A 22,143-nucleotide genomic window follows, 5' to 3' on the forward strand; every position below is an offset into this window, starting at 1 on the left:
GCACGTTTTTGACGTCGCTGGAAGACGCGGTCGACGTGATTGACCGGATTGCCAGTCCCTACGTTCGACTTTCGTTCGATACCTATCACTCCGGCAGCGGCGCCGGCGCCTTGGAGAAAGCCCAGCGCTTGGCCGGCCGCATTGCGATTGTGCATTTGGCCGACGGACATCCGCCGGACGAAGAGCAGCACCGCACGCCTTTGGGCCGGGGCTGCGTGCCGCTGAAGGAATTGATTGCCGCCTTGTGCGCCGGAGGCTACGCCGGCGATTTCGATGTCGAATTGTTCGGCGACGAAGTGCCGCCGGACAATTACGAAGGTTTGTTGCGCGAAAGCAAGACGACATTTGAGCAGTTGATTGCTCCCTGAGGCATTGATGCTGTTCATTTCTTCCCGCATTCGCATTCCCGACGATGAGCTGCGGTTCTCATTCGCGCGCAGCTCCGGACCCGGTGGGCAAAACGTGAACAAGGTGAACACCAAAGCGGTGCTGCGGTGGGCCGTGCAAGTGAGCCCCAGCTTGCCGCTGGACGTGCGGCAGCGTTTTTTGGCCCGCTATGGCCGGCGTATGACCGCGGCCGGGGAAATCGTGATCAACAGCCAGCGTTTCCGCGAGCAGGGCCAAAACCAGCGCGATTGCTTGGAAAAGCTCCGCGAACTGATCGCCGCCGTGGCCATTCCTCCGAAGCGTCGCAAACCGACGAAGCCAACCAAAGCCTCCCACCAACGCCGCCGCGCCGAAAAGCACACGCACTCCTTAAAAAAACAACACCGCCGCCGGCCGCAGGCGGAGGATTGAACCGCGGAGGTCGCGAAGGAACGCAGAGGAAGAATTCACCACGGAGACTCAGAGACTCGGAGCAGCAGGCGAACGAATTCTTAACCGCAAAGATCGCGAAGGACGCGAGGACGATGACGACGCAAATTCAAAGCATTTTTTGGGTTAAGGCTGCATGTCTCCCAAGAATTCGGTCGATCAGGCGCTGCTGTTCAGCGAGCTCGTGTCTGATACAACAATCACTTGCCGAGCAGCTTGTCTAAAGTTTCTTGCTGGCGATTGAACTCTTCGATGGTCATCAAATCTTCCGTAACGTGATGCCGCTTGAGCAGTCCGTCGACTTCAAAACGCGATAAACCCAGCGCCACGCCCAACTCATGATGGCTCAGCTTGTCTTGGCGGTAAAGTTCCACCAAGGCCGCCTCTTTAGCAGCGGCCGACAAATCGCCAAGCTGCGCGCGAAGCTGCTGTTCGATGCTTTCGGGCAAAGTAAAAGATACGGTGGCCATGCTGCACGCTCCTCATGACAGTTTACCATAAAACTGAATCCATGGGCCACGGGATTTGCAACTCGGTAGTCTGCCGAGGCCCGTTAAGGCCTAAAAGTCATGCGTTTGAGAACCTGCGCTGAGTGACCTGCTTAACTGCCTGCGGATTCAGACGGCGGGTTCTTTTCTGCTGGTCAGCCAGTTCTTCGACGATTCGCTCCAGCCCCCACTCAGGCGAAATCCATGAAATACCCTTCTGTGCAAGCCCGAACTTCAGCGGGCCGTTACTATCTTCCGGAAGAATCACGCAAACTAGATCGCTGTAGATGAATTCGACATTACCCAAAACCCGCCATTCGCGTTCCCAAAAGAAATCGTATCGCTCGTTCATAGCGCTCACGAATGGGAGTTGTCGCCACAACTTGCCAGTAAAATTGTTCTTTGCCGCGATTTCAAAAGCGCGATCGTAGCTGGCTCGAACGGCGTCGTTTCCTGCATAGCTGTTGACGTTCGTAACCTCTTGCCCTCCTTTTTCAATGATGAAGTTGCGCTTGAAGACGAAGCCGTATGGCTCCAATCCGATTTGACGGCACTGAATCGGTTTTGCGATATGCTTGATTGAAGACAGAGGCATTGCGCTAAAGCATGCGACTCGACACTTCATTTCCTGCGATGATGTCATCTTCCATGCGTGTAGGCAATGAGCCCTTAGCGCCAGAATCGTCCGTTGACGGTAAATGTCGAGGAAGTTCTGCCTGGCTGTCCCGCCACCGCCTTTCCACTCGTTGGAATCATCGCGTGTGAGGTGGATCATGAATCGCGAAACATCCTCACGGTGTTCTATAACGTCCGGATGTCCGATCATAGACTGACTCCTGTGATATATTTCTGGCAAACGACACGGGCCATTTTACCACATTCTTGCGCTCGGTCACCAGTTATGGCGACCGTGCTCACTTGCTCCCTTTCAGGGCACAGCGGAATGAAAGTGCGCCGGCAACCGCGACTGGAGCGACAACGGCTTGCGCGAAGGAATCACCCCTCACCCCAACCCTCTCCCACAAGGGGCGAGGGAGTAGACCTACGGATCGTAGCCCAGGTTGGGTGAGAGCCAGCGCTGGATTTCGGCCAGGGGCATTCCTTTGCGGCGGGCGTAGGCTTCGGCCTGGTCGCGGGTGATGCGGTCGACGGCGAAGTAGCGGCTGGCCGGATGGGCGAAGTACAGGCCGCTGACGCTGGCGGCGGGCCACATGGCGTAGCTTTCGGTGAGCGTGATGCCGGCCTGACGTTCGGCGTCGAGCAAATCGAACAGAATGCGTTTTTCGGTGTGATCGGGACTGGCGGGATAGCCGGCGGCGGGGCGAATGCCGCGATATTTTTCTTCAATGAGATCATCGGCCGACAAATTTTCGCTGCGGCCGTAACCCCAATCGGCGCGGGCCTGCTGGTGCAGATATTCTGCAAACGCTTCGGCTAAGCGGTCGGCTAGAGCTTTGGTCATGATGCTGTTGTAATCGTCGTGGTCAGCGTCGAATTTTTTAGCCAGCTCGTCGCAGCCCAGGCCGGTGGTGACGGCGAACGCGCCCAGGTAATCGGGCAGGCCGGTTTCAGCCGAGGCGATAAAATCGGCCAGCGAGAGAAAATCGTGCTGCCCTTTGCGCTCCCATTGCTGGCGGAGGAAATGAAAGCGGGTGAGTTCGCGCTGGCGGGTGTCGTCGGTATACAGCGCGACATCGTCGCCGATGGACGCAGCAGGCCAGAAGCCGTACACGCCTTTGGCGGTGAGCAGTTTTTCTTTCACAATTTTGTCGAGCAGCCGCCGGGCATCGTCGAACAGCTTGCTGGCTTCGGGGCCGACATTCGGATCGTCGAAAATCCGCGGATATTTGCCCTTAAGCTCCCAGGTGAGGAAAAACGGCGACCAATCGATGAAGGGCAGCAGCGTTTCCAGCGGCAGGCTGTCGATCACCCGGCGGCCGGTGAACGACGGTTTGGCGATTTGTCCGGCGGCGGCGAGTGCGGGCCAATCGGTTTGGAAGCGATGGGTCACGGCGTCATCATACGGCACCAGCTTGATTTGCTGTCGCAGGTTGTACGATTCGACGAGTTGCTTTTGCTGCGTTTGGTTGTTGCGCACCAGTTCGTCACGCCGCTGGGGATTCAGCAGTTTTTCCACGACGCCGGCGGCGCGGGAAGCGTCGAGCACGTGAATCGTGGGCTGTTTGTACTGCGGCGCAATTTTCACGGCGGTGTGCTTGGCGCTGGTCGTTGCGCCGCCGATCAAGAGCGGCAGTTCGATTTCTTGCCGCTCCATTTCACGGGCCACGTGCACCATTTCGTCCAGGCTGGGCGTAATGAGTCCGCTGAGGCCGATCATGTGGACGCCTTCTTTGCGAGCCGTATCTAAAATGCGTTCGCAGGGAACCATGACGCCCAGGTCGATCACTTGATAGTTATTGCAGCCCAGCACGACGCCGACGATGTTTTTGCCGATGTCGTGCACGTCGCCCTTGACGGTGGCCAGCAGCACCTTGCCGCGCGGCTTGTCGCCCGCGCCGGAGGCGGCTTTTTCGGCTTCCATGAACGGGAGCAAATAGGCCACGGCTTTTTTCATGACGCGGGCACTTTTAACGACCTGCGGCAAAAACATTTTGCCGGCGCCGAACAAGTCGCCTACCACTTGCATGCCGGCCATGAGCGGGCCTTCGATGATTTCCAGCGAGGTGGGATATTTTTGCCGGGCCTCTTCCACGTCGGCCTCGATAAAATCGACAATGCCTTTCACCAGCGAATGGCTGAGGCGTTTGTCGACCGGCTCGTTGCGCCAGGCTTCGTCGGCCACGGCGTCGCCGCCGGCCTGTTTTTTCACCGTTTCGGCAAATTGAATGAGCCGTTCGGTGGCGTCGGGGCGGCGGTCGAGCAGCACGTCTTCGACGTGTTCGAGCAGATCGCGCGGAATTTCCTCGTACACCGCCAATTGGCCGGCGTTGACGATGCCCATATCCATGCCGGCGCGGATGGCGTGATACAAAAATGCGGAGTGCATGGCCTCGCGGACCACGTCGTTGCCGCGGAACGAAAACGAAATGTTGCTGACGCCGCCGGAAACTTTGGCCAGCGGCATTTCGCGTTTGATTTGCCGCGTGGCCTCGATGAAGTTGAGCGCGTAGCGGTTGTGCTCCTCGATGCCGGTGCCGACGGTGAGAATGTTGGGGTCGAAAATAATGTCGCTGCCGGGAAAACCGATTTTTTCCGTGAGCAGTTGGTAGGCGCGGCGGCAAATTTTCAGCTTGTGATCGACTTCGGTCGCCTGGCCGGTTTCGTCGAAAGCCATGACCACCACAGCGGCTCCGTAGCGGCGGGCCAACTTGGCGTGGTGCAAAAACGCCTCTTCGCCTTCTTTCAGGCTGATGGAATTGACAATGGCTTTGCCCTGCACGCACTTCAGCCCGGCCTCGATGACCGACCATTTGGAGCTGTCGACCATGATCGGCACGCGGGCGATATCGGGCTCGGCGGCGAGTAAATTCAGAAACTTGGTCATCACCGCTTCGCCGTCGAGCAGGGCTTCGTCAAAATTGACGTCGAGCACATTCGCGCCGCTTTCGACCTGGCCGCGGGCCACGCTGAGCGCTTCTTCATATTTGTTATCTTTGACCAGGCGGGCGAATTTTTTGCTGCCGGTCACATTCGTGCGCTCGCCGATCATCGTGAAGTTGGATTCAGGACGGATCGTGAGTGGCTCCATGCCGCTCAAGCGGGTGAATGTTTCCACGCGGGGTCGTTTGCGCGGTGGAACTTTGTTCACGGCTTCGGCAATCGCCTTGATATGCGGAGGCGTGGTGCCACAGCAGCCGCCGACAATGTTCATCCAACCGTTGCGGGCGAACTCGCCGAGCAGGCGGGCCATCGATTGCGGCGTTTCGTCAAAGCCGCCCAAGGCGTTGGGCAAGCCGGCGTTGGGATAGCAACTGATGAAAATGGGCGCGATGTTGGAAAGCTCTTCCAAATAAGGCCGCAACTGCTCCGGGCCGAGGGCACAGTTGATGCCGATGCTAAGCAAATCGACGTGAGCCAGCGAATTCCAACACGCCTCGACCGTTTGCGCCGACAGCGTGCGGCCATCTTTGAACACCGTGAACGAGGCCATGACGGGGACGCGGACATCGTGATCGTCGAAATATTTTTCAATGGCGAACAGGCAGGCCTTGAGAACCAGCGTATCGAACGCGGTTTCGGCCAGGAGGATGTCGACGCCGCCTTCGACGAGCGCATCGACCTGTTCGTAATAGGTGGCGACCATTTGATCGAATGTGGCGCTGCGATAGCCGGGGTCTTCCACATTGCCGGCGATGGAAAGTTGCTTGTTCGTGGGGCCGATGCTGGCGGCGACAAAGCGCGGCTTTTCCGGATTACGGGCGGTGAAATCGTCGGCGGCACGGCGGGCTAGCGCGACGGCGGCGAGATTGATTTCGCGGACGTGGTTTTCCAGCGCGAAATCGAGCAGCGACACGCTAGTGGCGCCGAAGGTGTTGGTTTCGATAATGTCGGCCCCGGCTTCCAGATAGGCGCGGTGAATGTTTTCGATGGCGTCGGGCTGTGTCAGGCAGAGAACGTCGATCAGGTTCCGCAAATCTTTAGGATGCTTGGCGAACTGGGCGCCGCGGAAATCGGCTTCGCTAAACTTCAGCGTGTGGACCATGGTGCCCATGGCCCCATCGAGGATCAAGATGCGCTGCGCAAGCAGTTGCTCCAGGGTTTGGCGAGTGACCGGCGGTCGGGCGACAAGTGACATGGGAACCTACTGCGTGCGACAGCATTCAGTGTGCCGCTGGGCAAGCCCAGCGGCTAAATCGTTTGCAGATTCATTTTGCTAGCTGGCACCTGGGGAAGTATCTCACACGGGGTGCTAGCGGGCAACTTCGCAATTTCTATCTTGCCAGTTCATTTTATCCATACTCAAAAGTCAACGCGACCGCACTCTTGCTCAAGGTCGATATATTTCAAGCCCGATAAAGCTGATTAGCGCCGTTCTCTGCGCGGGAGGTGTCGACCTGAGGCAGCGGCGTTGAAACGAATTGTTCTGTGACATCCAAGGATGGTTGTTGCATGAATCAGCAGCAGGACGCAATTCGACCGCGGCATCGGCGGCGCAAGGAAGCTTGCGCGACAGGCGAGGCTGCGATTCCGCGCGCCCAGCAGTGCACCCGGGTGTTGATACGCGTACCGACAGTGTCGAGCGGCGCGGCGGCGGGAGGCGTGCGAACGATTGAGCCATCGCCGATAGCGACCGTGTCACTGGCACCGCGGGCCGCGATCACCGGTGCGGCAACGAACGTCAGCGCGGCAACGGGGGGCGCTTCAGCCGGGGGCGAACCGGGCGCCTATGCCATGGGAAGCGCCAGCGCTGTGCCACCACCTCCGGTAATGACAGTTGGAAAGCAACCAGGTTCGCTGTCGTCCTCGCAGGCCTGGCAGCAGAAAAAGCCGGCGACGCAGCCCCAAACATTGCCCTCTGAAAAAAAGCAATTGCGGATTCATGCGGCCCATAGGGAATCGACGGGCCCGCATTCCGCCGCGCCCGCCTGGTTGGAACAACCTGGCCAGTGGGTGACCGGAGTATTGCAGCGGCGCTCGCTGTTGGCTTTTGCGCTGATCATTGCCGCCGCCGTGGGGGTGGCGTTGATGTTCCACAATCACGCGCACCATGAAGATCGATCGGCCGGCGAGCCCGACGGCAATGCCGCGCGCCAGCAGTCTCCATATCCCGCTGATGCCAGCAGCACCCCGGTGCACGCGGAAAATCAGAATTTGACGGCCTACCGCGATGCCGCGGCGTATCGCGACGCCGGGTCGAGCGTTCAAGCTTCCGGTTCGACGGCACAAACTGGATCAAGCGGCGCGGCAGAAACTTCGTGGCTGAGCAGTCCGGCTGAGAGCGCGCAGCCGCCGCGCTGGAACCTGCCGGGCGGAGCCAATTCGCCGGCCGGCGGCAGCGCTGCGCCGATGGAAAACTCGCCTGCGGGAGCCAACATGCCGGCCCACGTTGAAACGCCGCCCAGCCAAAGTTCGCCAAACACGACGGGATGCGCACCCGAGGTCGGCCAGCCCTCGGTATATGCGGCGCGGCAGGAGCGGACCGCGTCGGCAGATAATGGTTTCATTCCCGGAGTCAATGGACGCATTTCCGGGATCACGGCGTTCGAGGGAAATATTAACAACCCCGCACAAATTTCACGATGAGCATTTCCGATCTGGCCTTTATTCGGGCCTATCATAAAGATCCGTCGCAGTCCGACCGGGGGTCGATTGCCGCCATCGACATAGGTTTGGGATCGGTGATTCCCCCGCCGCACGCCAAGTTTCCGCCTATGGACGCTCCGGCAGCGGCACAGTCGCACGAACAGCCAAGCGCGAGTGCGAGCGGTAGCGCTGAAGAAATCGGCAAAGCAACGCCTTCGGGGGCCATTAGCGACCTGGGGGCGCCGCACGCTGGCGTCAGCAAACCGCACATTTCGCTGGGACGTTCGCCCAAGGCGGCGCTTTCGTCGTACGCTGGATTCACCGCGGCGGCAACCACGGCATCGGACAAGACCAAGCCGGCGTTGGAAATCGACGCCGTACGTTGGCCGGCAGTGTGCGAAACGCTGCAGGCGAAAGCGACGGATGGTTTCGATCGGCTGGCGGCCGATCTTTGCACCGAGGCCGAGGCCGGCCGTAAAGTCACGGCCATTACCGGCGCCGCCCGCTGCGAAGGCCGGACCACGTTGGCGCTGTGCCTGGCTCGACAGTTGGCCGCAGCCAATGCCAAAGTTGCACTGGTCGATGCCGATTTCTCCAGCCCACAAATGGCCGCGCTGCTTGGCATTGCCGTGGAACGCGGATGGGAAACCGCGCTGGCCGGCGACGAAACTTTGTGGGAAACCATGATTGATTCAGTGACCGATAAGTTTGCTTTGGCGCTATTGGGCAGGGGCGTATCGGCCAGTGCTCCTGCGGCATCGACCGGCCAGCATGCCGTATTGATTCCAGTTACGGGCAGCGAAACAAAAGGGGTCCACGTGGCGTCGGTGCATGTGGCCGGCAGCGGCGACGCGGTTCCCGTTCGATTTGTGCCGCAGGCGTTTCGCATTGCCGCCGCGTTGAGCGAGCTGGCCGAACATTTTGACGTGGTGTTGATTGACGCCGGGCCGCTGGGGCAGGATTCGGCCACGACGCAGTGGCTGCTGGAACCGACGGTGGGCGTGCACAACATTATTTTGGCCCATGATGTCCGCCGGAACGAAGCGCACAAGTTGGCCGCCGCTTGCTTGCAATTGGCGGAAGCCAAGCAGCACCAGCTCGGCATCGCGGAAACGTTTGTGGGCGAGGAAGCAGGCGGCAAGCTGCAGGCAGCGGGCAGCAGACAGTAAATGGTCCGTTCAGATTTAGCCGCCGGGCTTGCCCGGCACGTTCCATGTACGAAGCATACTGGCAACTTGATCGGCGCCCGTTCGAGAACACCTCGGACCAGCGTTTTTATTACCCCGGCGAAAGCCATCAAGGGGCGTTGCTGAAGCTGCGCTATGCGGTGGAAAATCGCCGGCCGGCCGCGCTATTAAGCGGGGCCTCGGGGAGCGGCAAAACGCTGCTGGTGGGACAACTGCAGCGATGCTTAGCCAAGCCTTACCGTCCGTTCGTCCATCTGGTGTTTCCGCAAATGCCGGTTGAATCGCTACTGGCGTACGTGGCCGACGAGCTGGCCGCGCCGGGGGAATCGAAGCCCAACCATGTTGAACAAACGGTGCGGCGGATTCAGGAGTTCTTGACGCAAAACGCGGCGCAGGATCAGCACGCGATTGTGGCCATCGACGAAGCACACTTGCTCGACGACTCACGCACCTGGGAAGCGCTGCGGCTGCTGTTGAATTTCGAAGCCAATTCGCAACCGTTGCTAACGCTCCTGCTGGTGGGGCAGCCGGCGCTGTTGCCGCACATGGATCGGATGCCGGCCATGGAAGAGCGGTTGGGCGTCAAGTGCCTGCTGCGGCCGTTCACCGTCGACGAGACCGCGGCCTATGTGAACTTCCGTCTGCAAGCGGCCGGTGCGAAGGACCCCATCTTCGAGGCCGCGGCCTTCGAAACATTGCACGAGCTGACGCACGGCCTGGCGCGAAAGATTAACCGGTTGTGCGATTTGGTTCTGTTGGTCGGATACGCCGAAGAACGCAAAAGCATTGGACCGGAACAGTTGGAAGCCGTGGCGGAAGAACTGGTGACGGTGGCGCCGGAATAATTCACCGCAGAGAGCGCAGAGGAAGTAGTCGGCGGAAGGTAGAATTTGCTAAGCCGCAAGCGGAGAACGGCAGCCGTTAACTATCACGACTTTACTCAGTCGCTTTGGCATCTCGATCCACCGCAAACGGCGTTAAATCGACGCCGGGCGGCTCGCCGCGAATCAGGCGGCTCATGACGACGGCGGTGCCCGTGGAAAGCCACAGGCCGTGGCGGAAATGTCCGGCGGCAATAAACGCATTCTCGATGCCCGGCACGACGCCCAGGTAGGGGAGGCCATCGACACTGGCCGGGCGAAAACCACTCCAGGCGCACTGGAGGTCGGCGGTTTTCAAGGCGGGGGCCAGCTTCACGGCGAATTGCAGCATTCCGGCAATGGCTTCGGCGGTGTTGCGGCGATCGAAGCCCACGTCTTCCATCGTGGTGCCGACCAGCACCCGGCCATCGTCGCGCGGCTGCAAATAGTGATAACCGAAATCGACAATCCACTCGATAATGCGGCCGATGGTTTGCCGCGGCGTGCGCAGCAGGACGATTTGCCCGCGCATGGGCTTCACGGCGATGCTCAAACCGAGACGGGCCATCAGGCTTTGGGTCCATGAACCGGCGGCGATGACGAAGCGATCGGCGGCAATCGGCCCGATGCTGGTTTGCACGGCGGAAATTTTTCCGCCCGCCAGTTCAAAATCGTAAGCATCCACGCCGGTGCTAATTTCGACGCCGCGCTTCTGACAGGCGGCAACGAGGGCCTTCAAATGGCGCGGCGTGCGCAGTTGCACTTCTTCCGCCACGAGCGCCGCGCCGTGCAAACCGCAGCGGTCGTAAGCGCCGGCCAGCTCGGGCTCCAGTTGGTCCAAATCGGTCGAGTGAAGCCACTTCACGGTCAAACCTTCGCGGCGCCAACGGTCGCACTTTTGCAGCAATTGGCCTGCCACGGCATCGCTGTCGGCCAAGTGCACCACGCCGCTTTTGCGGTAGCCGGTGTCGATGCCCGTTTCTTCCCGCAGCCGTGTAGCCCACTCGGCGTGTAACTGGGCACTGAATCCTTGCAGCCAATCCATGGGGGGCGCCTTCGTCCGAAATTTGCAGGCGGGAAGAATGCCGGCCGCCGCCCACGAGGTTTGCATTCCGGGCTGGCCGCGATCGAGAATGCGGACTTGCAGGCCCTGGCCTGCCAATTCGTAGGCCAACGACAGGCCCACGACACCGGCGCCGAGAATTAAAGTATCGGGCATGAAAGAAGAGTTCAGGGTTCAGGAATCAGGGTTCGCGGCGCGAGACACCAAGCCGCGACCGGCGGTGGCGCGTGATACACCATCGTACTTACCCCGTGCGATTTCGCAACCGCTGAAGTCGGCGTGTAAGCGATGCAGTTTTGAAAATTTCTTAGCCAATTATTCGGCCCGATCTTCAAATCGGTCTTTCGTCACTTCAATTAGGCGATGACCCGACAGATTGCACGGTTGTTGGGATGAGGTTGCACAATTCGGTGTCATTGGAGCGGTTGCCACTGGGCTAAGGAAAAACGCTTATAGGTGGGGGAACGCGGCATGGTGCTCTTGCCAAATGGGGGCATTTTGACGGAAATAGGCGGAGGCCATTGGACACTGCTCAAGCGATTCGGCATTGCGGCATAGTAGTTGCTTCACCATCACCTTTTCATCGTTAGGTAGTCGTCTAGTCCGTCGTTCGCATGTCGCAGTTTTCTACCCCTAGTTTCTAGAGGATTTCATGGCTCCCGTTGAGTTGAAATCGGTCGTCACGGCTTCTGGGCAAAGCAATTCGGCGGCGACGCCGGGGGCAGATCCGTCGTCGTTCGATCAGGTGCGGCAACATCATATTGACGTATGCATTTCGCGGCCGACGTTTTTCAACAACATTGTTTACTTGCGTCAGCTTGTAGCCCCCAGCAAATTGTGCGTGGTGATGAAATCGAACGCCTACGGTCACGGACTGGCGTCCTTGGCGCCGGTGGCAGTGGCAGCGGGGGCCGACTACATCGGCATTTGCACGAACCCCGAGGCGGCGGTCATCCGCGGGTTGGGATTGAACATTCCCATTTTTCGGCTGCGGATGGGCTTGCCTGTGGAACTGGAAGAAGGCGTGTGCCAGCTGGGCATAGAAGAGGAGATTGGCACGCTGGAGCAAGCGGCATATTTAGCCGGCTTAAGCCAGCGGATCGGCCGTGATGTGCCCGTGCACTTGAACATCGACACGGGCATGGGTCGGAGCGGTTTTTTTGCGGAGAATATTGAAGAGATTCGCCGCGCCTGCAAATTGCCGGGTTTGCGAATTGTGGGAGTGTTCACGCATTTTCCCACGGCCGACGCCGCGAACTTGCAGGCGACGCATCGCAGCATGGAACTGTTTGAACAGAGTTGCCTGTTGCTGCAAGATGTGTTGCCGCAGAATGTCCTGAAGCACACGCACAACAGTGCGGCCACGGTGCGACTGACCGACCGCCGGCATCAAATGGTTCGTGCCGGAGCAGCGTGCTTTGGCGTGCGCACGTCGCAAGATTTTGCCAACCCGCAGGAGCTAAAACCAGTGATGTCGGTCAAAACTTGTGTGGCCCAAGTGCGCGAGGTACCCGCCGGCAAAACGATTGGTTACGGTGGGCTGTTTACCACCAAGCGGCCGAGTCGGATTGCCTCGCTGCCGGTGGGTTTTGGCGAAGGCTATCCACGCTCGTTATTCAACAAGGGCATCGTGCTGATTCACGGCCAACGCTGCCCGGTGGTGGGTCGCGTGTCGCTGAACATTGTCACGGTCGACGTCACCGATTTGAAGACGCCGGTGAATTGGGGAGACGAAGTGGTGCTGGTGGGCCGGCAAGGGGATGAGGAAATTACCTTCGAGTTTTTGGCCGACTTGTTTGCCAGCGTGCATACGGAAATCAATTTGATGGCGGGGAGTATGAACCCGCAAATTCGGTATGAGTGAATACATAGCCCGACCGTGTCGGTCGGGAATGCATTTCAATCCAACGCCCGACCGACACGGTCGGGCTATATATCGTGAGTTGAAAGCGATTCTATCCATGGAAACGGATCGGCGGGTAAGCCGGCTTCCAAGTTGTGGCGACGGACGTACTCGATGGTATTTATCAAATGCTGTTCGTCAAAAATATATTTCAAGAATCGTCGTGCTGTCCACAAATGCTGCGGCGTTGAGCGGCCGTGCTGCCTTCGCCAACCGAATATCGCTGCGGATGATTGGCGTTTGATCCATCCCGTGACTTTTTCAATCGGTTCGGAAAGCGGTGCGAACACCAGGTGTGCATGCGTTGACCTGATCGTAGCTGCCAGCACGCGATGGCCGTGGTTTCGACAAACTGTTCCGAACGCTTCCGCCGCCAGATCGATTTCGTGGGCAGACAAGCTTTCTTGATCGCCGTTCATGGCCTGCGAAGCGGTTTGATGCAGCAGCGGATCGGGGCCGATTAACTTTCCATTTCTCCATGAGCCTCGCGGATCGCCATGCAGCCATGTGCCATGCGTGGTTACCGTCCAGTGGATCGCCAGGGTATTGCCCATTACGATGTGTCGCCCTGGTATAGTCTGACGTGTCGGTTGGGCAAAATCATTTTCTCCCGACCGACACGGTCGGGCTATATAACATCATCCTTGGGCGTTAGTGGGGACGGAAGGATCGTCGCCGATGTTGATCCACAAGTGGACGTGCGGCGAGCCCCGGAAGTACCACACGAAGGATGGCCCTTCCAGCCGCCAGTTGTCCCACACGCCATCGTCGCCGAGGTCGCCGGCGGAATAGAACGCCAGCGAGCATTTTTCGACGCCCCCTTGCTTTTGCAAGCAGGCGCGCACGTCGTCGCTGTCGGCATTGCGATACGGCGAAAGCATCATCGCCATGGTTTTGTCGAGCTGTTCGCGCTGATCGTGCGTCAGTTCGCTCACCGGAATGCCGGCGAACATGCCGTCGGCGCCCCGGAAGCTGACCGACGATTCGGCCGGCAGCCGGCTTTGCAGCGCGGCTTTGCGCTGACGGCCGTCGAGCATGTCGAAAATTTGGTTTGCCGCCAGCGCCTGCGGCCAGAACACGTTGCCGGGGTGATCGGCCTTCTCGTTGAATCCGCTGGCCGCGTGGCCGTGAAAAACCGGCCCGCCGAAAGCCATGTGATCGATGCTGTGCCCGTCCACGCGCACCGTTAAGTGCCGGCCGGTCATGACCATCTCGAACTTGCCTTCGCCTGGGTGGCCGAACAGCGCGATGCTTTGCGAATGCCCGTAGCCGCCGCCGTCGTCCTGCAATTGCTTGTCGATTTTTGGAATCCAATCGGGCTGGAACAGCCCTTCGTAAATGGCGCGGATGATGTCCTGCTGGTCTTTGCTGTAAAACTCGCCGCCGATGACTGGCTTGGTGATGTTCCAGTTGTTGCTGACCCGGGTTCGCAAGAGGCCGCGGTCGTCGGTGTAATCCCAGTCGAAAGCCACGAGTTTGCGCTGCTCCGGCTGAAGCGAATCGTACAGTTGCTTGACGAGTGTTTCCGGGGCTTTCTTCGCAGCGTTTCCGTCCGTCGCTAAAGCCGCGGGAATGGCGGATGCGTCTTTCGGATCGGTGGCGCCGGTTTCGGCCGCACGGACAATGACATTGGGCAAACCCACCGCGCCGGCGGCAAAGGTGGCCGCCGCGGCGCCGGCGGTTTTGACAAAATCGCGCCGGTTAAAAAATTCCCGCAACGTGAGGAACTCAAAGCCCGATTCGCAATCGGGACAAACTCGGTTCGGTTGAGAATTGTTCTGATTCGCTTGAGACATGATGGGCACTCCTTTGTGTCGGCGGTCAGCGGCAAGCAGAAGGCAGTCAGCCGCAGGCGGTGAACGGGGAAGCAACTCTCCCGATCACTCATCACATTAGACAGCAATCAAGCGGAGATTGCAAATTTATCGGCATTACCGATTTTGGCAGTGCGGGCAAAAGAAGGTCGAGCGCTGGGCTTGCACCATGCGTTGGATGGCGCCGCGGCCGCAGGTGGGGCACTTCTGGCCCACATGATCGTAAACGCGGTGATGATTTTGATAGCCGCCGGCTTCGTTCAGCGCGTTGCGGTAGGTGCCGTCGGACAGCGTGGAGCCCTCGTAATAAATGGCATCTTCCAGAACCAAGTGCATGGCCGCGTGCAGTCGCAGCCACTGTTGGTTGCGCAATCGGTGGCAGCGCGCCGCCGGATGAATGCCCGCCACGTGCAAAATTTCTGAGGCGTATAAATTGCCGATGCCCGCAATCGCTCGCTGATCGAGCAGCGCCACTTTGATGTGTCGCCGACTGTAATGCAACCGCTGGCGGAGTTCGGCTGGCGTTATCCGCAATGCGTCGGGCCCAAGCGTTTTATTTTCACCCTGAAATTTAGCGGCGAATTCCACGGCCGAAAAAAGCGAAACCGAGCCTAGTCCGCGACGATCCCAAAATAGCAGGTTGGATTCGCCAGTCGATCGGGTAGGTGTTCCTGAGGCAGGCTTGAAAAGTCGCAAACAGAAGCGGAGGTGTTCTTGGGTTGGAGGATTCGTCAGCAGCACCAGTCCGGTCATACGTGGTTCAATGACAATCGCTTCTTGGCCACGGGCTTTGTATTGCCTGTCACCCAACCAAATGACCACGCGCTTGCCGGCGCGGTCAACCGCTACGATGGTTTTTCCTTCGATGCGGCGGCGGAACACATCGATCCGTGGGCGGATCGCAATCGGCCGTCGCTTGCACGGTGGGCGTTCGACATGTGCCACTTGGCGGCCGACTAGCGGCAAAATGCCGCGGCACATGGTTTCGACTTCCGGCAGTTCGGGCATGGTAAAAGTGAGGGGTGAGGAGTGAGTGGTGAGTTGTGATTCGTGAGGGGCGGTTTTAAGGCGAATCATGAACGACCGAACGGTTGTACATTCTACCGATTCACTGACCCAGTTCGTACGGTTAATCGCTGCCCGGTTGTTAAACCTTGCGGGCTTTGCCGTGAAACCGAGTGGTTCGGTTTATTCGGCAAGGTGGGGAAACTCCGCAGGAGACGGGCAAAATCGGCCGATTTGTAGCAAACAGGGACGCTTTGCGAGCCGTGATTGTGCGGTCTTGCGGCGTCCTCCCGCCAGTCACACCCGCCAGTAAATCCCACCGCGCGACCCACGCGCACCCCTTGCTGCCCGAGTTCTTTCCCGCCTGCGGCCACGGCTTTTCCCCAGAGCCGTGGCCGTTTTTCTTGGCATCGCCCATTTTTCTGCTGCTTATGGGCGAACCGAACTGCCGGGCCTTAGTGTCTGCCAAACGAATGCGAAATGTCTCTTGACCCCGTGCGACGGCCGCTAACAATAGAGTTTCAAGAATTCTGAACTGGGGAAATGGTAACTCAGGGAAAACTTTACCGGCGGCGTTGAATTTTATGGCCAAATTGAGCCAGGTTCCCAATGCGGTTGGCCGATTTGGCGAGTTCGGCGGTCGCTATGTGCCCGAAACCCTGACCGCCGCACTGGACGAACTGGCCGCCGCTTACGAGAAGGCCCGGGCCGACGCGGCGTTTCAGCGTGAATTGGATGACCTGCTGCGCAATTATGTCGGCCGCCCGTCCCCCTTGTATCATGCCAAACGTCTCAGCGAGCACGCCGGCGGAGCACAAATTTATTTGAAGCGCGAGGATCTGAATCATACCGGCGCGCACAAAATCAACAATACGCTGGGTCAGGCGCTCCTCACACTGCGGATGGGCAAGCAGCGCGTGATTGCCGAAACTGGCGCCGGCCAGCACGGCGTGGCCACCGCCACAGCATGTGCGCGGTTCGGCCTGCAATGCGTGGTGTACATGGGCGAAGAAGATATCCGCCGGCAAAAGCCAAACGTGTTCAGCATGCGATTGCTGGGCGCGGAAGTGCGGCCGGTCAGCAGCGGTTCGTGCACGTTACGGGACGCCATCAACGAAGCGATGCGCGATTGGATGAGCAGCGTTCGCACCACGCATTACATTTTGGGATCGGTCGTGGGGCCGCATCCGTTTCCGCGGATCGTGCGCGATTTTCAATCGGTCATCGGCCGCGAAACGGTGGAGCAATGCCGCACGCAAATTGGCCGTTTGCCAAATTTGGTGGTGGCCTGCGTCGGCGGCGGCAGCAACGCGGCAGGCATGTTTTATCCACTGGTGGAACACACGGAAGTCGAACTGTTGGGCGTGGAAGCCGGCGGGCGATCGGCCAAACCCGGTGATCATGCCGCACCGCTGTCGCACGGTTCTCCAGGAGTTCTGCACGGCAGCTACAGTTACGTGATGCAAGATGACGACGGCCAAACATGCGACGTACACAGTGTTTCGGCGGGGCTCGATTATCCCGGTGTCGGACCCGAACATAGTTTTTGGAAAGACGCCGGACGTGTGAAGTATACCAGTTGCCGTGATGACGAAGCGCTGGCGGCGTTCAATTTACTTGCCCGCACCGAGGGAATTTTGCCGGCCTTGGAAAGTTCGCACGCCATTGCCAAGGCAGTGGAAATGGCGGGCAAGCGCGGCAAGGACGAAATTGTCGTGGCCTGCCTTTCCGGTCGAGGCGACAAAGACGCGGCGGAAATTGCGCGGCTGCGGGGCGAATCGTTTGGGTAATAAACGACGGAAGAAGGTCGCGAAGATTCAATTACGATCCGTTGATCACCACAACATCAATCACGTCACGATAATTTACGAAGGTCGCGTAATCGTCATTTTCAAAGACCGCGCAGCTTCCACTGTTTCGGCCTGTGGCAATTTCATAGGAGTGTTTGACACGGACCTTGGAACCGTCTTTTAGCCGAATTTCAAACGGCGTGAAGGGCAACCGGTTTCGCCATTCAATCATTTCATTAGCAGTCATGAAACAGATCTCCTCATCGCGGGGCAATATCGGCTGTAATGATTTGTGAGACATTTCGAAGTGATACGACGCGCATTCGGTTGCCACTTTCGTAAATCGTGCACACAGGGCTGTTAGGGGTCACGGAAATCTCATGAGGTTGTTCCACGAAAATTGCCGCACCATCGCAAAGCCGAACTTCCAGCGAAGTAAATGGCGACCGATTCATCAATTGGATCAATTGGTTGGCCGTCATATACTGCCCCTGTAGCAAATGCGAGTCAACCAGTGAAGTATACCATTCCACGGACATTTAGTCATGTCGACCATTGACGAACTATTTACGGGCCTCCGCCGGGAAAAGCGCAAAGCGGTGATGCCGTTCGTCACGGCCGGCGATCCCGATTTGGATTTCACCGCCGCGTTGTTACAAGAATTCACACGCCGGGGTTGCAGCTTGTGCGAAGTCGGCATTCCTTACAGCGACCCGATTGCCGATGGCCCCGTGATTCAGGAATCGTACACCCGGGCCCTGGCGCACAAAATCAAGCTGGCGGAAATCGTCAAGTGTTTAAGCGGCGTGACGCCAACCTTGGCTGCGCCATTGGTCAGCATGGTCAGTTATGCCATCGTCTTTCGCCACGGGTTAAAGCAATACGTGGAAGACATGCAACGCGCTGGAATTGCCGGGGCGATTGTGCCCGATTTGCTGGTCGAGGAATCAGCGGAACTGGCGAAAATCTGCCGCCAGGCCGATTTCAGTTTGATCCAATTGATTACCCCCACCACGCCGCGCGACCGGGCCCTGCGAATTGCCGAGGCCTCCACAGGCTTCATTTACTATGTTTCCGTTACCGGCATCACCGGCGAGCGGCGCGAACTTCCGCCGGAGTTAATCGATAGCGTGAGCTGGCTGCGAGAGCAAACGCCGCTGCCCGTGTGCATTGGCTTTGGCATTAGCACGCCGGAACATGTGAAGTTGCTGGCGCCGGTGGCTGATGGCATGATTGTCGGCTCGGCGATTGTCCGCCGCGTTGCCGCTGCGGCGAACAAGCCTAAGCAGGCGGTGCTGGCCGACGTGGGGGAATATGTGGCCAGCTTACTGACGGCGCTTCAGTAGGAGGGGAATCGTTTCCGCGATTTTGGGCCGGCGAAAGGATTCGCCTCCTACAAACTTCAGGTCGGCGAAAGGATTCGCCTCCTACCAATTACAGACCGGCGAAAGGATTCGCCTTCTACAATCTGCACCGCTTTACAGCGCCGCCAGCAAATCGTCCAGCAAGGTCAAGTTGGGCGCGGTCAAGTCGGCCATTCCATTGTTGTCGACGGCGTAAATTGTCTGGCTGTAGATTCGATGTCCCTGTGAGCCAGGCGTGGGATATAGCGGCTGCAAGGAGAACACTGTGTAAATGGTGCTGTGAGAATTGGTCGTTCCCTGCAGCATCACTACTTGTCGATGGGCATGGTCGCTAAAATCCATCAGCGTGGTTTGCAGCACTGTTTTCAGATAGGCCGCAAATAAGTGGCTGCCGGAGCTGGAGGGCATCGGCTGATTCAGCGGCTGAAAGATGTGGTTGAAATCGTAATCGGCAATTTTATCGCCTTGAGCAACGCCATTTTGAGCATCGAAGATCCAGTGAATTCCCAAATAAACACGGCTCATCGCATTTTCTTCCGCCGCCGCGCTGAAGCTGGTAAATGTCAGTGGTCCGAAAGGCTGCCGCGCTGAACCGTCGCCGTTTTTGTTGATCCCGTTAAACTCGTCCGAACTGATGGTGAAAGTGATGTTGTCGGTGCCGTAAAATCGGGCCAACGTTTCAAACAGTGCCCCGCCGAAGGTCGCATGGCCTGAATCATACGAAGGAAACGGGGGCGTAAAATTCACTCCATCGCCAAAGCCATTGGTGGCTGGAGCACCCAGCGGGGTCCAAGTAGGGTCGCCCACGGTATTCGGATTGCCATCGTTGGCGCCGTCGCGGATGGCCACAATCGGCCGCCAAAAATCGTATTTATATTTGACGTTCCAACAGGCAATGCCGGCGTCCGCCAGGGCTACGTTAATCATGGCGAACATACGCGCATTCTGGTATTCCGTATTCCCTTCTTGCTGAGCCAATACCCGCGCAATTTGATTGTAGAACCGGGGCGGGGTTCCCAAGCCTGGCGTGCCGTCGTAAGCCCAGAAAATGCCAATGTCGGTTTCTTCGGCGGTGCGCGTGGTAGAATCCGCCGCGCCCAGCGACATGACTTGATTGTAGGCGTCGGTATAGGCTTGGCTATTGAGCACTGGCGGCGGCGGAACATTAAAATTGTTTACGTTGTTGATGCCAAACGGTGTGACTTTCCCCCAATCGGGGCTCAGAATACCTTGGTTGGGATGCAAAGGATCGGGCTGATGGTGTCCGGGAGCGTCGGTCAGATGGTAATTCATCATCACATTGGAGCGGTCGTTCGCCCGAACTGACAAAATCGCATTGGCTACGGTTTTGCCGAGTGCGATGCCCAGGTTTTTATCCGCTCCGTCGGCAATTTGTCCCAGCCTGGTGCTTAAGTCTGTGTCAAAGACTGTCGTCTGTTTGTGATACACATTGACGAGCGCGTCATGTGCTGCCTGCCCGACGGCGGCGTCGATGTTTGCGTTTTGCACGCCCACGACTTTGATTAAATACGGCTCGTACTGGCCCTCGATCGAATTGATGGCGTCGTACATGGCGACGCTCACAATGGCCAAAGCCCGCGAGGCGCCGGTGGGTCCCACGGCATCGGGCGAGCCATAAATGTTGCTTTTGTCGTCGGCTTCTGCCTGGAGCGCGATCGCATTCCAATACAAAATTGCATCAGTGCTGGCTGCCATCATGGCGCGCGGTTCAAGCTGTTCGAAGCGAGCGCAGCGGCTGTAACTCCGCTGCTTGATGCGCGCCGGGGCAGCCGACCGATGTTTTCCAGCCCCAACCGGAAACGAAAGCATTGGTGCAACCTCAAAGATGGCGATCCCGTTACGCACGCCATGCTAATTGGCGGCGCGGACCGTGTAAACTGCGATTGACGATGAGCGCCGTGATGCGGCTAATTTCGCGATTTAGCCGCTGTGCGGCCAGAGGCTGGCGGGTTCTTCGTGTGGTTGGCGGGCAGCCTTGAGCAAATCGATCAATTGTGCCAATTGCTCGCTGCTCAAATGTCCCAATTGCCGTTCGTGGCAGCGGCGCACCGGAGCGTCCAATTCGTTTAGCAATTCCAAGCCGGCTGGCGTAATGTTCACTTGCACCACGCGCCGATTGGCCGACAGCCGCTGGCGGGCAATCAGCCCGCGCTGTTCAAGTTTATCGAGCAGCCGGGTAATGTCCGGTGATCGGGAAATAAGCCGCCGGGCAATATCGAGTGTGGGCATTGGCTTGGAATGCTGGGCGCGCAGCAATCGCAGGGCGTTGTACTGCTGGGCCGTTAAGTAGAATTGGCCGAACAGTTCGTCTTCCACGGCCCGCAGCCGATCGTAGGTGCGCCACAAATTCAAATAGGCTTCCTGACGGGGTGAGTCGAAGGCGCGCTGGCGACGTTTAGCGGAAGTGGGCATGGGGCACGCTTCTGGGAGCGATGATAAAAAGTGTCGGCCGGCTCGCGCGCGGCAACCAACTAGGAGAAGGCCAGATGTGACAGGCCTTTCCACAACACTTGTTTCAACAATTCTGGTTGGAAAATCGCTGTTCCGCAATATGTTGGCCACTGTATATGATGGAGAAGAGACGCCGCCCACGCCGATTTTATTCCTGGAAATGCTATCCCATGCCACTTTATCCCCCTTCGACTTTTTGACTTTTCGAGCCCTTCACACCCCGTGTCTCCCAACCGTCCCCCCGAAGCACTGACTCGCTTTTTTGCCGGGCTCACCGAGTATGCATTTGAAACTCGGATGGGCGTGGCCGATACCCGGCTCATCGATTACCTGACCGACTTGTTGGTTCGGTTCGTCCGGTACGATGCGTTGCTCAGCCTTCGCAACCTGACCGGTCAGCGCTTGGACGCCGTGGCCAATATGCTGCTGGAGGCCGACGCCCGGATCGGCGATGCCCGGCGAAAGGCCCACCGGCACATTGGCGATTTTACGCTGTTTTGGACCGGCGTGTATCCAGAAACGCTGCGCAGTGCTCGCCACGGCCAGCAGCACGATTATTTCCAAGATTACTGCGAGCACGGCAAGCGGGCTTACTTCATCGCCAGCACCATACCGCAAGGCGAGCCCGACGACGAGGCCGAACTGCTCCAGCGCCTCAGCCATGAGTTCGATTTGTGCGCCTACGGCCTGGGGGAAGTCCGCCGCGAATGGGAACGGCGTGAGCCCGAAACCGGCGCCGGCCCGATTGTGCTGGAGTGAAATTCCGCCTGCGCGATTTCGCACAATCCATTTGCGTCGCTCAGTGTGCCGTGCGTGTTCGCTCATTGGCGGTGCTCAACGCCACTTCAATCATTAGATTCGTTTGAATCTTGCCACACGCCATAATTTTCAGTCGTGTATGATTGTGGTATAATGCGCCCGCACGATGCGTTTGGCTCTGTGCAGTCCGCCAGCAAATAGCTCATACGGGCAGCTTAAATCTGAATGCTTTGCGTCCTTTAGTAGTTGTAGGAACTTGCGAAAGCAGCTACTTGCTCCAGAAAGGAGTCTTAAAGCCTGTGCCGCACAAGGTTTGTCTTTACTCCAATATTTCGCAGTCTGCGGCGAACTACTGACTGCCGAACGTCGGCCCGTCCATTTCACGCGGATTACATTCAGACCGGGCCGCCGAGTCAGC

At 58.4% G+C, this 22,143-nt stretch carries 19 protein-coding genes; 9 read left to right on the forward strand and 10 right to left on the reverse strand.

The features are described 5' to 3' along the window. Window positions 1-368, forward strand: a 368-nt coding sequence (locus VMJ32_10340; GenBank protein ID HTQ39419.1) for a sugar phosphate isomerase/epimerase, incomplete at its 5' end; no start/stop codon positions are given. 7 nt (window positions 369-375) lie between these two features. Next, window positions 376-798, forward strand: a complete 423-nt coding sequence (gene arfB / locus VMJ32_10345; protein HTQ39420.1) for an alternative ribosome rescue aminoacyl-tRNA hydrolase ArfB — start codon at window positions 376-378, stop codon at window positions 796-798. Window positions 799-1,016: 218 nt separating this feature from the next. Here the strand turns inward: arfB and VMJ32_10350 are convergent, their stop codons facing one another. The 3 genes from VMJ32_10350 to metH all read right to left on the reverse strand — a co-directional run bounded on the left by VMJ32_10350 (window position 1,017) and on the right by metH (window position 6,060). Then, window positions 1,017-1,286 carry a UPF0175 family protein gene (locus VMJ32_10350; GenBank protein HTQ39421.1) on the reverse strand — a complete coding sequence of 90 codons (270 nt, stop codon included), beginning with the start codon at window positions 1,284-1,286 and terminating at the stop codon, window positions 1,017-1,019. Between the two features lie 97 nt (window positions 1,287-1,383). After that, entirely contained in the window at window positions 1,384-2,130 is a 747-nt protein-coding gene (locus VMJ32_10355) for a hypothetical protein (GenBank protein ID HTQ39422.1), read from the reverse strand. Between the two features lie 216 nt (window positions 2,131-2,346). Continuing rightward, on the reverse strand, window positions 2,347-6,060 hold the full coding sequence (gene metH, locus VMJ32_10360; protein HTQ39423.1) for a methionine synthase: 3,714 nt from the start codon (window positions 6,058-6,060) through the stop codon (window positions 2,347-2,349). Between the two features lie 314 nt (window positions 6,061-6,374). Here metH and VMJ32_10365 point away from each other — a divergent pair, with 314 nt between their 5' ends. Genes VMJ32_10365 through VMJ32_10375 form a run of 3 tightly spaced genes read left to right on the forward strand, consistent with a single transcriptional unit; the run spans window position 6,375 to window position 9,540 of the window. Beyond that, window positions 6,375-7,508: a hypothetical protein gene (locus VMJ32_10365; GenBank protein HTQ39424.1), complete on the forward strand. Its 1,134-nt coding sequence runs from the start codon at window positions 6,375-6,377 to the stop codon at window positions 7,506-7,508. Then, window positions 7,505-8,677, forward strand: a complete 1,173-nt coding sequence (locus tag VMJ32_10370; protein HTQ39425.1) for a hypothetical protein — start codon at window positions 7,505-7,507, stop codon at window positions 8,675-8,677. Before VMJ32_10365 ends, VMJ32_10370 begins: the two co-directional genes overlap by 4 nt. A 44-nt stretch (window positions 8,678-8,721) precedes the next feature. Then, entirely contained in the window at window positions 8,722-9,540 is an 819-nt protein-coding gene (locus tag VMJ32_10375) for an AAA family ATPase (GenBank protein ID HTQ39426.1), read from the forward strand. A 91-nt stretch (window positions 9,541-9,631) separates the two neighbouring features. Here VMJ32_10375 and thiO read toward each other — a convergent pair whose 3' ends face one another. Next, window positions 9,632-10,774, reverse strand: coding sequence for a glycine oxidase ThiO (gene thiO / locus VMJ32_10380; GenBank protein ID HTQ39427.1), 1,143 nt, complete (start codon window positions 10,772-10,774; stop codon window positions 9,632-9,634). Between the two features lie 496 nt (window positions 10,775-11,270). On the opposite strand from thiO, the gene alr reads away from it, so the two are divergent. Beyond that, window positions 11,271-12,482 carry an alanine racemase gene (gene alr / locus VMJ32_10385; GenBank protein HTQ39428.1) on the forward strand — a complete coding sequence of 404 codons (1,212 nt, stop codon included), beginning with the start codon at window positions 11,271-11,273 and terminating at the stop codon, window positions 12,480-12,482. A gap of 65 nt (window positions 12,483-12,547) precedes the next feature. Here the strand turns inward: alr and VMJ32_10390 are convergent, their stop codons facing one another. The 3 genes from VMJ32_10390 to VMJ32_10400 all read right to left on the reverse strand — a co-directional run bounded on the left by VMJ32_10390 (window position 12,548) and on the right by VMJ32_10400 (window position 15,343). Then, complete coding sequence (locus tag VMJ32_10390; GenBank protein ID HTQ39429.1) at window positions 12,548-13,075, reverse strand: transposase; 528 nt, start codon at window positions 13,073-13,075, stop codon at window positions 12,548-12,550. 84 nt (window positions 13,076-13,159) lie between these two features. Beyond that, on the reverse strand, window positions 13,160-14,317 hold the full coding sequence (locus tag VMJ32_10395) for a DUF3500 domain-containing protein (protein ID HTQ39430.1): 1,158 nt from the start codon (window positions 14,315-14,317) through the stop codon (window positions 13,160-13,162). A gap of 135 nt (window positions 14,318-14,452) precedes the next feature. After that, window positions 14,453-15,343: a DNA-formamidopyrimidine glycosylase family protein gene (locus tag VMJ32_10400; protein HTQ39431.1), complete on the reverse strand. Its 891-nt coding sequence runs from the start codon at window positions 15,341-15,343 to the stop codon at window positions 14,453-14,455. A gap of 581 nt (window positions 15,344-15,924) precedes the next feature. On the opposite strand from VMJ32_10400, the gene trpB reads away from it, so the two are divergent. Further along, window positions 15,925-17,130, forward strand: coding sequence for a tryptophan synthase subunit beta (trpB, locus tag VMJ32_10405; protein ID HTQ39432.1), 1,206 nt, complete (start codon window positions 15,925-15,927; stop codon window positions 17,128-17,130). Window positions 17,131-17,161: 31 nt separating this feature from the next. Here the strand turns inward: trpB and VMJ32_10410 are convergent, their stop codons facing one another. Then, window positions 17,162-17,431: a hypothetical protein gene (locus VMJ32_10410; GenBank protein HTQ39433.1), complete on the reverse strand. Its 270-nt coding sequence runs from the start codon at window positions 17,429-17,431 to the stop codon at window positions 17,162-17,164. A 244-nt stretch (window positions 17,432-17,675) separates the two neighbouring features. On the opposite strand from VMJ32_10410, the gene trpA reads away from it, so the two are divergent. Next, on the forward strand, window positions 17,676-18,476 hold the full coding sequence (trpA, locus tag VMJ32_10415) for a tryptophan synthase subunit alpha (protein ID HTQ39434.1): 801 nt from the start codon (window positions 17,676-17,678) through the stop codon (window positions 18,474-18,476). 132 nt (window positions 18,477-18,608) lie between these two features. On the opposite strand, the gene VMJ32_10420 is transcribed toward trpA, so the two are convergent. Continuing rightward, window positions 18,609-20,324 carry a phosphatase PAP2 family protein gene (locus tag VMJ32_10420; protein ID HTQ39435.1) on the reverse strand — a complete coding sequence of 572 codons (1,716 nt, stop codon included), beginning with the start codon at window positions 20,322-20,324 and terminating at the stop codon, window positions 18,609-18,611. 111 nt (window positions 20,325-20,435) lie between these two features. Further along, entirely contained in the window at window positions 20,436-20,927 is a 492-nt protein-coding gene (locus VMJ32_10425; protein HTQ39436.1) for a MarR family transcriptional regulator, read from the reverse strand. Between the two features lie 261 nt (window positions 20,928-21,188). Between VMJ32_10425 and VMJ32_10430 the strand changes: the two genes are divergently transcribed. Then, window positions 21,189-21,725, forward strand: a complete 537-nt coding sequence (locus tag VMJ32_10430; protein ID HTQ39437.1) for a hypothetical protein — start codon at window positions 21,189-21,191, stop codon at window positions 21,723-21,725. Window positions 21,726-22,143: the final 418 nt, after the last annotated feature.

It is taken from the genome of Pirellulales bacterium (genome assembly GCA_035499655.1).
Classification (GTDB): domain Bacteria; phylum Planctomycetota; class Planctomycetia; order Pirellulales; family JADZDJ01; genus DATJYL01.